Source organism: Bacillus mobilis (assembly GCF_001884045.1).
Lineage (GTDB): Bacteria > Bacillota > Bacilli > Bacillales > Bacillaceae_G > Bacillus_A > Bacillus_A mobilis.
The window spans coordinates 11960-25931 of the sequence record NZ_MACF01000116.1; the positions used below are offsets into that span (position 1 = coordinate 11960).

At 36.4% G+C, this 13972-nt stretch carries 9 protein-coding genes; 7 read left to right on the forward strand and 2 right to left on the reverse strand.

Annotated elements, in window-relative coordinates; translation table 11 throughout:
* From BAQ44_RS18695 to mntA, 7 genes are all read left to right on the forward strand, one after another.
* Positions 1 to 1791, forward strand: a complete 1791-nt coding sequence (locus tag BAQ44_RS18695; protein WP_071722858.1) for an L-fucose isomerase — start codon at positions 1 to 3, stop codon at positions 1789 to 1791.
* A 166-nt stretch (positions 1792 to 1957) separates the two neighbouring features.
* On the forward strand, positions 1958 to 4027 hold the full coding sequence (locus BAQ44_RS18700; protein ID WP_071722860.1) for a bifunctional aldolase/short-chain dehydrogenase: 2070 nt from the start codon (positions 1958 to 1960) through the stop codon (positions 4025 to 4027).
* 154 nt (positions 4028 to 4181) lie between these two features.
* Positions 4182 to 7652, forward strand: coding sequence for a glycosyl hydrolase family 95 catalytic domain-containing protein (locus BAQ44_RS18705; protein WP_071722862.1), 3471 nt, complete (start codon positions 4182 to 4184; stop codon positions 7650 to 7652).
* A 218-nt stretch (positions 7653 to 7870) separates the two neighbouring features.
* Positions 7871 to 8470 carry a DJ-1/PfpI family protein gene (locus tag BAQ44_RS18710; RefSeq protein WP_071722864.1) on the forward strand — a complete coding sequence of 200 codons (600 nt, stop codon included), beginning with the start codon at positions 7871 to 7873 and terminating at the stop codon, positions 8468 to 8470.
* Between the two features lie 470 nt (positions 8471 to 8940).
* Positions 8941 to 9690 carry a metal ABC transporter ATP-binding protein gene (locus tag BAQ44_RS18715; RefSeq protein ID WP_071722866.1) on the forward strand — a complete coding sequence of 250 codons (750 nt, stop codon included), beginning with the start codon at positions 8941 to 8943 and terminating at the stop codon, positions 9688 to 9690.
* Positions 9687 to 10553, forward strand: coding sequence for a metal ABC transporter permease (locus BAQ44_RS18720; RefSeq protein WP_000706177.1), 867 nt, complete (start codon positions 9687 to 9689; stop codon positions 10551 to 10553). Before BAQ44_RS18715 ends, BAQ44_RS18720 begins: the two co-directional genes overlap by 4 nt.
* 17 nt (positions 10554 to 10570) lie before the next feature.
* Positions 10571 to 11506 (forward strand): manganese ABC transporter substrate-binding protein/adhesin MntA, encoded by a 936-nt coding sequence (gene mntA, locus BAQ44_RS18725; RefSeq protein ID WP_071722868.1) that lies wholly within the window; start codon positions 10571 to 10573, stop codon positions 11504 to 11506.
* Positions 11507 to 11742: 236 nt separating this feature from the next.
* On the opposite strand, the gene BAQ44_RS18730 is transcribed toward mntA, so the two are convergent.
* Together BAQ44_RS18730 and BAQ44_RS18735 are read right to left on the reverse strand one after the other, a co-directional pair.
* Positions 11743 to 12345, reverse strand: coding sequence for a response regulator transcription factor (locus BAQ44_RS18730; RefSeq protein WP_071722870.1), 603 nt, complete (start codon positions 12343 to 12345; stop codon positions 11743 to 11745).
* Entirely contained in the window at positions 12323 to 13912 is a 1590-nt protein-coding gene (locus BAQ44_RS18735) for an ATP-binding protein (protein WP_071722872.1), read from the reverse strand. Before BAQ44_RS18735 ends, BAQ44_RS18730 begins: the two co-directional genes overlap by 23 nt.
* Between the last annotated feature and the right edge of the window lie 60 nt (positions 13913 to 13972).

Sequence of the window (13972 nt, forward strand, 5' to 3'; positions counted from 1 at the left end):
ATGAAAACTGTTCATAATAGATTTTACAATAAATTACCAAAAATCGGTATAAGACCAACTATTGATGGGAGAAGAAATGGTGTACGTGAATCGCTTGAAGATATGACGATGAATCTAGCAAAATCGGTAGCGAACTTATTAACTGAAAATTTGCGTCACTATAATGGAGAAGCAGTAGAATGTGTCATTGCTGATACTTGCATTGGCGGTGTCGCTGAATCGGCTAAAGCGGCTGAAAAATTTGCAAGAGAGGGAGTCGGTGTTTCGATCACTGTTACACCATGCTGGTGTTATGGTTCTGAAACAATGGATATGAATCCCGATATTCCAAAAGCAGTATGGGGATTTAATGGAACAGAACGTCCTGGGGCAGTGTATCTTGCGGCTGTCCTAGCTGCCCACAATCAAAAGGGAATTCCGGCTTTCGGCATATACGGGAAAGATGTGCAAGATTTAAGTGATACATCTATTCCCGAAGATGTGCAGGAAAAGTTACTCCAATTTGCAAAGTCGGGTCTTGTTGTTGCTACTTTAAAAGGAAAATCGTATCTTTCGATGGGATCTGTCTCTATGGGGATTGCTGGTAGTTCAGTCCAACCTGAATTTTTCCAAGATTATTTAGGAATGAGAAATGAATACATCGACATGTCTGAATTTGTAAGAAGGATAGATGAAGAGATTTATGATAAGGAAGAATATGCAATGGCTTTAAACTGGGTGAAGGAGTATTGTCCAGAAGGCCCAGATAATAATGCGGAAGAGACGCAACGCTCAAGGGAGCAAAAGAATAAAGATTGGGAAACGAGCGTGAAAATGACGTTAATTGCAAGAGATCTTATGGTTGGAAATCCGAAATTAGAGGAACTTGGCCATGGTGAAGAAGCATTAGGACACAACGCCATTTCTGCAGGTTTCCAAGGTCAGCGCCAATGGACGGACCATTTCCCGAATGGTGATTTTATGGAAACCATCTTAAATTCGTCCTTTGATTGGAACGGAATTCGTCCTCCATACATTATGGCTACTGAAAATGATAGTTTAAATGGGGTTACGATGTTATTTGGCCATCTATTAACAAATACGGCTCAAGTTTTTGCAGATGTAAGAACGTATTGGAGCCCGGAGGCGGTAGAACGCGTGACAGGGCATAAACCGGAAGGATTGGCGGCAAATGGATTTATTCATATGATTAACTCCGGTTCCGCTGCGCTTGATGGTACAGGACAACAAACGAAAGATGGAAAGCCTGCTATAAAACCGTTTTGGGAAATTACGGAGGAAGAAGCTCAAAATTGTCTAGCGGCGACTTCTTGGAGACCAGCTTCAACAGGCTATTTCCGCGGAGGTGGATTCTCAAGTGATTTCTTAACGAAGGGAAATATGCCTGTAACAGCAGCTCGTCTCAACCTTGTAAAAGGATTAGGTCCTGTTTTACAAATTGCAGAAGGTTACACAGTTGAAATACCAGAAGAGGTTCATGACGTATTGGATGAAAGAACCGATCCAACTTGGCCAACAACTTGGTTTGTACCAAATTTAACAGGAGAAGGTGCTTTTAAAGATGTTTACACTGTAATGAATAATTGGGGTGCTAACCACTGCGTAATTAGCTACGGGCATATTGGTAATGATTTAATTACTCTTGCTTCCATGCTCCGAATTCCTGTAAATATGCATAATGTCAAAGAAGAGAGTATCTTCAGACCGAGTGCATGGGGTATGTTCGGAACGAAAGATCCAGAAGCAGCAGATTACCGCGCCTGCCAAAACTTTGGCCCATTATACCATTAAGTTAAAAATCCCCCCTGATCGTACGTCGGGGGGGTACTATAGAGCATATTTTTTCGCATTGGAATGAAATTGTACCAACTGTAGTGCTGAAAAGAATTGCAAGTACGGATACACACTATTTTCGTATCCGAAATAATAAAACAATAAAAATAACGGGGGTAAAAATATGGTTAAAAGTTTATGGAACGAAACAAAGGAATCACAATTATCGCAAGGAGTAGACGAATTAGTGTATCGTTCGAATTTAATTGGAACAGACCGTGCAGTATGTAATTGGGGCGGCGGAAATACATCGGTAAAAACAGTGGAAAAAGATTTTCGCGGTCATGATGTAGAGGTCATGTGGGTGAAAGGAAGCGGATCTGATTTAGCGACTATGAAAGCACAAAACTTTACTGGTTTAAGAATGGAAGACATTCGTTTATTAATGGAGCGCGAAGAAATGCCAGATGAAGAAATGGTAGAGTACTTAGCACATTGTATGATTGACAGCAAGCATCCGCGTGCGTCCATCGAAACTTTATTGCATGCTTTCTTGCCTTTTAAACATGTAGATCATACACATCCAGATGCCATTATTAGTCTTTGCTGCGCGCATAATGGAAGACAAATTGCCGAGGAGATTTACGGTAATCGTTTCGTTTGGGTTCCGTATGTACGTCCTGGATTTACGTTATCAAAAATGATTGCAGAAGGCGTGAAAAATAATCCAAATGCTGAACTAGTGTTAATGGAAAAACACGGCTTAGTCGTTTGGGGAGATACGGCGAAGGAAAGTTATGAAAAAACGATTGCTGTTATTAATGAGGCAGAACAATATATCAATGAGAGAGTGAATGAAAGTACTGTATTTGGAGGTCAAAAATACGAAGCAGTTTCAGTAGAAGAGCGTAGAAGTATTCTTGCAAAAGTAATGCCGATTATTCGCGGGGCAGTTAGTGATGAAAAGAAAATGCTATTATCTTATGATGAGGCAGATGAAGTACTTCAATTTGTAAACAGCCACAATGCACGAGAGCTTTCGCAAGTTGGGGCGGCTTGTCCAGATCATTTAGTTCATACAAAGCGCAGTCCTCTTTATATCGATTGGGATCCGCAAACGAAAGACACGGACGGATTAATAGAGAAAGTGAAAGCTGGTGTGGAAAGCTTTAAAGAAGAGTATAAAGCTTACTTTGAACGTAACAAATACGAAGGAGACCAAATGTTTGAATCTGCACCTCGCGTTATTTTAATTCCTGGTATCGGCATGGTGAATACTGGTAAAAATGTGGCGATGTCAAAAGTAAGTGGTGCGCTATATCATAGGGCGATTTCGGTAATGAAAGGTTCTACAACACTTGGACGCTTCGTTTCTCTAAATGAAAATGAATCTTACAATGTGGAGTACTGGCCATTAGAGCTGTATAAATTATCGTTAGCACCAGCTGAAGCGGAATTTTCTCGCAAAGTTGCTTTTATTACAGGTGGGGCTGGCGGAATTGGAAGTGAAACAGGACGTTGCCTCGTTTCAGAAGGCGCGCATGTAGTGCTTGCTGATTTGAACTTTGAAGGAGCAGAAAAAGTTGCGGCTGAAATTAACGAGAAGTATGGCGAAAATCGTGCGCTCGCGGTAAAAATGGATGTAACAAAAGAAGAAGAAGTGAAAGCGGCATTTGAACAGGCAGCACTTGCTTACGGAGGCATTGATTGTATCGTAAACAATGCAGGGCTTGCGACGTCTAGTCCATTTGATGAAACAACACTTCAGGAATGGAATTTAAATATGAACGTGCTTGGAACGGGATACTTTTTAGTAGCACGAGAAGCATTCAAGCAAATGAAACAGCAAGGCATTGGAGGGAATATGGTATTTGTTGGCTCAAAAAACTCTGTATATGCCGGTAAAAATGCTTCGGCATATAGCTCTGTAAAAGCACTTGAAACACATTTAGCGAGATGTATTGCAGCTGAAGGCGGTGAGTATGGTATTCGTGTAAATTCAGTTCTTCCAGATGCGGTTCTGCAAGGATCAGCTATTTGGGGTTCAAAATGGCGCGAAGAACGTGCCGCGGCATACGGTATCGAGCCTGATCAGTTAGAGGAGCATTACCGTAAACGCACAACATTATTGGTTAATATTTATTCGAAAGACATCGCTGAATCGATTGCTTTCTTTGCTTCTTCAAAGGCGGATAAAACAACGGGATGTATGATTACGGTTGATGGTGGTGTAACCGCAGCATTTACTAGATAATCATGTCGCGTATATAACAAGAAGTATAATGGGCAAATGTTTTTTGCCTATTATACTTTCATATAAAAGAATAGCGAATTTCATGGGGAGAATAGAATAAGTCAATGCGTAGAAGGGGACATTTTACATTCGCTTTTCAAAAGGGGATGGAAATTTGAAACTTAAAAACTTATTAACAGGGGGATTGCTTTTCGGTACTTTATTATTCTCTTTAGGAAGCACAGGAGAGTTTAGTAAGGTAGAGGCAACATCACCTATTACAATTGAAACTCCAAAACCAGAAGGAAAGAAATTAACGCTTTGGTACAATCAACCAGCAAAAGATTGGGAAAAACAAGCATTGCCAATCGGTAATGGCTATATGGGCGGTATGGTCTTTGGCGGAGTCCAGCAAGAACGTATTCAGTTTAATGAAAAAACACTTTGGACTGGCGGACCGAGCAGTACGAGTGAGTATACTTTCGGGAACCGTGATGGAGCAGCAAGTCATTTAGGGAGCATTAGAGAAAAGTTATCAAAAGGTGATAAATCAGGAGCAGAAAGGGAATCTTCACAATTTCTTACAGGTCTTCAAAAAGGGTTTGGTTCCTATCAAAATTTTGGAGACATATACTTAGATTTTAATATGCCAGATGCGTCTTCATTTTCTAATTATCGCAGGGAATTAAATGTAAATGAGGGAATTGCTACTGTTTCTTATAACTATAAAGATGTTCAATACAATAGAGAATATTTCACAAGTTATCCTGATCGCGTTATGGTTATGCGTTTAACGGCGAGTGAAGCGAAAAAGATTTCATTAGATGTTAGACCAACGAGTGCACAAGGAGGGGAAGTAACGTCCGTAGATAATAAAATCACGATGAAAGGACAAATCACGAATAATGGAATGAAATATGAAGCAGCATTCAAAGTATTGAATGAGGGCGGTACATTAACAGCAGAGAATGGAAAAATTAAAGTAGCAAATGCAGATAGCTTAACAATTATTATGACTGCGGCAACTGATTATGAAAATAAATACCCTACTTATAAAGGAGAAGATCCACATCAAAAGGTTGAAAAAGTCATGTCTGCTATTTCGAAAAAGAGTTATGAGGTTTTAAAATATACACATATTAAAGACTATCACTCTTTATTTAATCGTGTTTCTTTAAATTTAGGAGGAGAACAACCATCTGTTCCAACAAATGAACTACTAGCGTCTTACAGTAAAGAAAACAGTAAGTATTTGGAGGAACTATTCTTCCAATATGGAAGGTATTTGCTTATTTCTTCTTCCAGACCAGGAACGCTTCCTGCAAATTTACAAGGTGTATGGAATAATTCGAACACACCACCGTGGGAAAGTGACTATCATTTCAATATTAACTTGCAAATGAATTATTGGCCGGCAGAAGTGACAAATCTATCTGAAACAGCTGTGCCATTAATGGATTATGTGGATTCATTAAGAGAACCAGGAAGAGTTTCAGCTGAAAAACATTTCGGTGTTAAGGGCGGCGGATGGACTGTTAACACGATGAATAATCCATTTGGATTTACTGCGCCTGGCTGGGGATTAGGCTGGGGCTGGGCACCTAGTGCGAACGCCTTCATTGGTCAAAACGTTTGGGAACATTATAAATTTACAGATGATAAACAATACTTACAAGAAAAGATTTATCCGATACTGAAAGAAGCTGCTGAGTTTCATAGTAAGTTTTTAGTGGAAGATCAAAACAAGAAGTTGGTTGTTTCTCCGTGCTGGTCTCCAGAGCTTGGTGGTATTTCCAATGGATGTGCCTTTGACCAACAGTTAGTGTATGAGTTGTTCTCAAATGTAATTGAAGCGAGTGAAGTTTTACAGATTGATAATGTGTTTCGAAATGAGTTAAAGGCAAAAAGGGATAAATTATTCCCGCCGATTCAAATTGGTAGATACGGTCAAGTGCAAGAGTGGAAGGATGATATAGACGATCCTGGTGAAACGCATAGGCATATATCTCAGCTAGTTGCACTATATCCAGGAAGTATGATTAATCACAATACACCGGAATGGCTTGAGGCTGCTAAAGTTACTTTAAACCATCGTGGTGATGAGGGAACAGGTTGGAGTAAAGCGAACAAAATTAACTTATGGGCACGTTTATTAGATGGTGATCATGCTTATAAAATTTTGCAAGGGCAACTTACAGGAAGTACGCTCAGCAACTTATTTGATACGCATCCACCGTTTCAAATTGATGGAAATTTTGGCGCGACATCAGGAATTGCTGAAATGTTAATTCAAAGCCATACTGACTCCATTCAATTATTGCCTGCACTTCCGAAAGCTTGGAAGGACGGTTCTTATAAAGGACTAAGAGCACGCGGTGCGTTTACGATTGATGCGAACTGGAAAAATGGTATGCCTACAGTCATTCAGGTCACTTCTGATCACGGAAACGATGTAAAGTTAAAAAGTCCGATGTTCAATACACCAGTTACTGTGACAAGAATCGGAACGAATACACCAGTGAAATATACGAAGGATGGCGATACGATTTCATTTAAAACGGAACAAGGTAAAAAGTATAAAATTGAGTCTATGCTCAATTTCGATTTAGAATCTACGAACAGTGTAACAGCAGGAAATACAGTGAAGGTAAAAGCTCATTTATCAAACTTTGGTACATTGAAATCTTCTTCTGGAGAAGTGGTTGTAAAGGGTCCTGAGAGTTGGAATGTGAAACCAATTAAAGTAGCTTTTGAAGGTATGGAACCAGGAGGATCTAAAACAATTGAGGCGGATTTACCTGTTCCAATTGATATAGTTGCTAACAAGTACGCCATTGAAGCGGAAGTAAATACAGATAGTGGAACGGTTAGTAAATCGAATCAAATAGAAGTAACTCCAGCAGTAAAGCTTATTTCGGCAAAGGTAGAACCAAATCCAATTATTGTTGAAGGTGGCTCTACTACATTAAAAGTAAAAGTTCAAAATGAGATAAAGGAAAAAGTGACACCTGGAAAAATTGAATTGCAATTACCAGAAGGCTGGAATGCGCAGCCATCAACAACCGACTTTCAATTACAAGCAGGAGGAGAAGAAACATATTCGTTTGTTATCACTCCGCCAACTCAGTTTAAAGGAATGAAAGAAGTTGGGGTCTCCGTAAAATTGGGGAATTCGGTGGTAACTTCAACGAAAGTGCAAGTCGCTTCTGGTGGTATTTATCTGAGTGACATTCCGTGGGTAAAAGCAACTGCTGGATGGGCAACCGTTCAAAAAGATAAAAGTACCGATGGAAACCCAATTTCATTACTCGGAACAACAGGACCGATTACGTATAAAAAAGGAATCGGAACTCATGCGAAATCAGAAGTTACCTATGACATATCAAATGCAACTTACAAACAATTTAATTCTTATGTAGGAATTGATCAGGAACCTGGCGGTAAAGGTGGTTCAGTCGTGTTTAAAGTACTACTTGATGGAGTAGAAGTATTTAATAGCGGCACAATGTACTATATTACCCCAGCCAAATTTGTTGATGTTGATCTTACCGGTAAGAAAGAATTAAAACTAGTAGTTGACGATGCAGGTAACGGTATTGGAAACGATCATGCCGACTGGGGCGATGCTTGGTTGAGTTATAAATAAAGATAGGCTAACAAATCTAAAATAAAAAACGCTATTCTTTCTGTAGAATGATAGGAAAGAATAGCGTTTTTGTATGTGTATTTTTACATTTGATGTATGTTACTTATTTGTTAGAGGAATTCAAGACGTCTTATCTAAAGTATTATATAAAGTTATATTTTTTGCCTACAGCTCGTAAATAACCGATAAAGTGATTTTTAACGATGAGGTGTTCAAAAATGAAAATACAAATTGTATTGTTTGATGGTTTTGGAGAACTTGTCTCCTTTGCACCTTTTGAAGTACTGAAAAGAGCAATTGAAGAAGGGGCTCCGTTTACAGTCGAATTCGTAGCAAGTGAACAAAAACAAGAGGTTACTACTTCGTTTGGAGTGACGATTACACTACATGATTTTTTACGAATGGATAATCGCCCAGATTTGTTAATTGTACCTGGTGGTGGTTGGAATCATAAAGCTGAACATGGAGTGCGAAAGGAAGCTGAGCTTGGTATTTTAACTAAAATAATTAGAGAGATGCATAATGAAGGAACGATTGTTGCGGGAGTTTGTACTGGAGGTATGTTACTAGCTGCATCCGGTATAGTGAATGGTAAAAAGGCGACAATGCATCATTTGGCGCAGAGTGAAATGAGTGAATATGGAGCAGAGCTTCTTCCTTACAGAATTGTAGATCAAGGAAATGTTATTACTGCAAGAGGAGTTACTTCAGGAGTTGACTTAGGACTTTGGATTACGGAAAGGTTCGCAAGTCCTAAAATTGCAGCTGCTGTTGAATATAGAATGGAATACGAGCGGCGAGGTGTTGTTTGGAAGTGATTTGACTGTAATCATAGTTTTACAGATTTTAAAGAAAAAAAGCCTACTTGTATGAGTGGGCTCTTTCGTTTATCCCGCGTTAACGGACAGTAGAACTCCCACTTCAAAATTCAGTTGGAGCAAAGAAGTTAGGTGGGAGTCGGGCTGTCCGTAAACGTCCGATTGGTGAGGGCTGATTAAAGTTTCACTTTATATACTACTACTTTTTACAGTAATATCCTTTCCGAAAGAGCATAGAATGGATCATGTATTTTGTTTTATAGTGATAATGATTTTTATTATATATTTATAAATTAGTAAAAAGTAGTTTACAAATTTGCATCCGGATTATATAATTTGACTCATATAAAAAAGTTTCCTTAAGGCAACTTAAGTGCGGATTTCCATTCGCATTATATTTTTTTGTTTAAAAGTTGCCTTGGTGCAAAATAATTATATATACGAAAAAAAGAAAGGGGAATGCATAAAAAATGGATGAGGCTATAATTGTCAAAGATTTGTTTGTATCTTATCAAGGGAATCAAGTAGTTCAAAATGTTTCCTTCGATATTGAAAAAGGAAAACTCGTTGGAATTATTGGTCCAAACGGTGCAGGGAAATCTACTTTAATGAAAGCTGTTTTAGATTTGATTCCGAATGATAAGGGATATATTCGAATTCTTGGAGAGGATATTCGAAGTGTTAGGAAGTGTGTTGCGTATGTACCGCAAAGAAGTGATATAGATTGGGATTTTCCGATAACAGTTATAGATGTGGTGCTAATCGGAACATATCCATCTTTAGGGATGATGAAAAGACCGAAGAAAGGGCAGCGGGATTGGGCATTTGAGTGCCTCAAAAAAGTTGGAATGGAAGAGTTTAAAAATCGCCAAATTGGTGAGCTTTCAGGTGGACAACAACAACGTGTCTTTTTAGCGAGAGCTTTAGCGCAAAAGGCGGAAATCTTCTTCTTAGATGAACCGTTTGTTGGAATAGATGTAACAAGTGAAGAGACCATTATTAAAATTCTTAGAGAATTACGTACAGAAGGGAAAACGATTGTTGTTGTACATCACGACCTAAGTAAAGCAGAGTCTTATTTTGATAAATTACTATTATTGAATAAGAGCTTAATTCATTACGGAGAAGTAAGGCAAGTATTAGAACCAACTGTTATGTCAAAAGCATATGTAAATCATGGCATATTGTTTAATAATGCAGCGGAGGTACATTCATCATGAAGATTGTAGAATTTATAGATGCATTAATGCAGTACGGTTTTCTGCAGAAAGCGTTATTAACTTCCGTTATGGTAGGAGTTATTTGCGGTGTAATTGGATGTTTTATTATTTTACGAGGCATGGCATTAATGGGTGATGCAATCTCACATGCTGTTCTTCCCGGAGTAGCGCTTTCTTATATGATTGGTATGAACTATTTTATAGGGGCTGTTTTAACTGGTGTTATTACTGCAGTTGGAATTGGGTTTGTAAGTCAAAACAGTCGAATTAAGCATGATATGGCGATAGGGATTATGTTTACATCTGTTTTTGCCGTAGGGATTATTTTAATTACCTTTATGAAGAGTAGTTCTGATTTGTATCATATTTTATTCGGGAATGTCCTGTCAGTTCGTTCTTCTGATATGTGGATGACACTTATTATCGGAGTAGTCATTATTGGGCTTGTGATGTTGTTTTATAAAGAATTACTCGTATCCACTTTTGATCCAACGATGGCGCAAAGTTACGGATTACCAAACAAATGGATTCATTACGGCTTAATGATTCTACTTACAATGGTTACAGTAGCGTCGCTTCAAACTGTAGGAATTATTTTAGTTGTCGCTATGCTTATTACACCAGCGGCTACAGCGTATTTATTAACAAATCGTTTATGGGTCATGATTTATTTAGCTGCAGGTATTGGTGCACTTTCATCTGTAGTAGGGCTATATTTTAGTTTCTCTTATAATCTTGCTTCAGGTGCAACAATTGTTCTTGTCGCAACATTCTTGTTCGCATTAGCATTCTTTTTCTCACCGTCACAAGGTTTGTTTTGGAGAGCTATCAAAATTAGAAAAAATAGAGCAGAGTTGTCATAATTGATTGGAGGATAAAGATGAAATTTAAAAATGTTTTATTATCGATACTTTGTATTTTCGTATTTGCATTAACAGCGTGTTCGAGTAACACCAATGGAAAAGAAGAGGGCAGTGGAAAATTAAAAGTTGTAACTACATACTCCATTATATATGATATGGTGAAGCAAATTGGTGGAGATAAAGTTGAGATTCATAGTCTTGTTCCGATTGGAGCTAACCCGCATGAATATGATCCACTACCAAAAGATGTTATGAAAATGACAGATGCAGATATGGTATTTTACAATGGGCTAAACCTAGAAGAAGGCGGAGCATGGTTTAAAAAACTATTAAAAACGGCAAATAAATCAGAAAAAGATGCACCTGTTTATAAAGTAAGTGAAGGTGTAGAAGCTATTTACTTAGAAACAAAAGGATTAGAAAAAGAACCAGACCCACATGCATGGATGAATATTAAAAACGGTATTGCATATGCTGAAAATGTGAAAAAGGCATTAATTAAAGAAGAACCTAAAAATAAAGAGTTCTATACTAAAAATGCCGACAAGTATGTAGCAGATCTTCAAAAGTTACACGATGAGACAGTGAATAGAATGCATCAAATTCCTGAAGAAAAACGTTTCTTAATCTCTAGTGAAGGTGCTTTTAAATACTTTGGAAAAGCATATGATATGAAGACGGGATACATTTGGGAAATTAACTCAGAAAACCAAGGTACGCCAGACCAAATTAGAGATGTTGTAAGTGTAATTCAAACAAACAAAGTGCCAGCGTTATTTGTTGAAACAAGTGTAGATCGACGTAGCATGGAAACTGTTTCAAAAGAAACAAACGTGCCGATTGCAGGGACAATTTTTACAGACTCACTAGGTAAATCAGGTGAGGATGGAGATACGTATTTGAAAATGATGAAATGGAATATAGATACAATTATTAATGGGTTACAAAAGTAAAATCTAGCTATTGAAGTTTTATCCCGCTTTAATGGGTAGTAAGACCCCCACCTCAAAATGCAGCGAAAGCAAAGAAGTTAGGTGGGGGTCGGGCTGCCCATTAAAGTCCGATTGGTGAGGGCTAATAATCAGTGGGGGATGAAGAAAACCCCCACTGATTAAAGTTTCACTTTATAAAATCAGAAAGAGCCAACTCATATGAATTGGCTCTTTCTTTTATGTATCATGCTTTATTATTAATTAGGCTGAATATAACCTAATTTTATTCCCTTCGTGACAGCTTCTAAAGAAGAGGAAACATTTAATTTATCAAATACGTGTTGAATGTGATTAGAGATTGTACGTTCGCTAGCGTATAACATAGAAGCAATTTCTTTGCGCTTATAGCCATCACATAGTAATTGTAAAATTTGTTTTTCACTATGAGTTAATTCTTCAATTATTTCTGTAAAGGTTGGAAAATGAAATGCGCCTTTATTAATGTCATTTAATATTTGTACCAATACTTCGGGTAAAATATTTTTATTAATAAAACCACTCACACCTAGTTTTTGAGCTTCATACTGGTAAACGGGTAAATCATAACCGGTTAATATAACTATTTTTGTATTACATTTACTATCAAAAATCATTTTAGCTACTTCCAAACCATCTTCACTACTGATATTGCTTAAATTAATATCTAATAAGATAATATCTGGTTTAAACTGATTGATAATTGTAATGACATTTTCGATATTTTGTAATGAGTGAAAGGCATCTATTTCAGGATAATCTTCTAAGGCTATTTCCAAGCTTTTTGCAAACAAAGCGTGATCATCTATTAATAAAATGTTTATAGGAATCGTCTCCTTTCATCGGAATAAAAATAGTAATGCATAAACCAGAAGGATTACTATTTGAAATGGTCATTTCACCATTTAATAAAAGTAGCTGTTCTTTAATTGAATTCAATCCTTTATGACCATTTAGAATGTCTGCTTCGGTAGTTGTTAAACCTTTACCATCATCTTTTACAATAAGTCTTATTTCACCATTTTGTTGTGTTAAATCTACATGTATCTGTGAACAATTTGAATGTTTGAATGCATTCGTTATTAGTTCTTTTAAAATTCGATATATGACAAGCTGATAGGGTTCTACTAAAAATAAGTCGTCATTACACTTAAAGGATATATTAACATGTTTCATTTCAAATTTTTTTTGTATCATTTTGAGTAAATTACGATAATTTTCTTTTAATGTAAGTGTTTTTAATAGAGTTGGATGATACTCTTGCATTTCAATGCGTATTGTATGACTTAAGTGGTCCAGTGCCGCTACAATCATGTCATGAATTTCTTTTTTGTTAGATTTGTTCATCATATTTTTAACAGCTAATATGTCTTGTAGTATTTCATCGTGTAAATAATTAGAAAATCCACTTTTTAATTGTTCTTCTTTCACTATTTGTACTAAGTTATGAACATAAGAACTGTCTGGTAAAGTTTTTAATTCTTTTGTATTCAAATTTGAGATAGTGTTTTTTGTGTCTTGAAATAATAATGTGAAATAAAGCTGAACGAACCAAATAATTGTATGTATAAAAATGAAATAAGTTATCATATTAAATTGAAATAGTACCCCGAGTACACTCATAAAAATAAAAATACATAAAAACATAAAAGTAATTGCGCCTTTTTTTAAGGGGAAATACTGTTTCATAGACATATGATTTTTAAAAGCTATTGCATGAATACTAAATAAGGGAAACAAAATTATTATGTACCATCCTAAATTATTTACGTATTCGGGACTCTTTCCAAATAACGTAACATATACGATAAAAGGAACGATAAGAATTGCAGTAGATTTAAGTAAATGCTTTTTTTCACTTTTACAAACAAATTGTATTCGTTTGTAATGTTGCAGGAACAGAAAAATAATACAACTAACACTAATAAGCCATTGAAATGAAAATAGAATAGAAAATATTCTATCGTTTATGAAATATACGCTTAATGTTAGTAAACATGTAACTCGTAAAATCCAATCCTTTTCTTTTTTATAACTATAAATAGAATCTTGGAAAAAGAATAGGAGTATAAATTGCACGATGTTATATAGAATCAAGACACTCAGTAGTGTACTGAACGTACGAAAAATCTGTTCATCATTTAGTGTAAGTAAAAACTGCCAAGAAGTAAAAAGTAGTAAACTCGAAAACTGTGATAATAGAGTATTGTTTTTTAAATTGATAAAACTAATATATGATCCATAAATGGACATGATCGTTATAAACAGTAAAGGGAGTAATTTTGCTGTTCCTATAATATTGTTCATTGAAAATTCATAGCACAAAAAAATAATCATCCAAAGTTGATTAATTAAAATTAAAATTTGTTTTTGTTCATAGTACTTTTTCATAAATTCACTTACCTTTGTTAGATTACATACAGATAAAGCTGATGTTTTTTTATGTAGCAT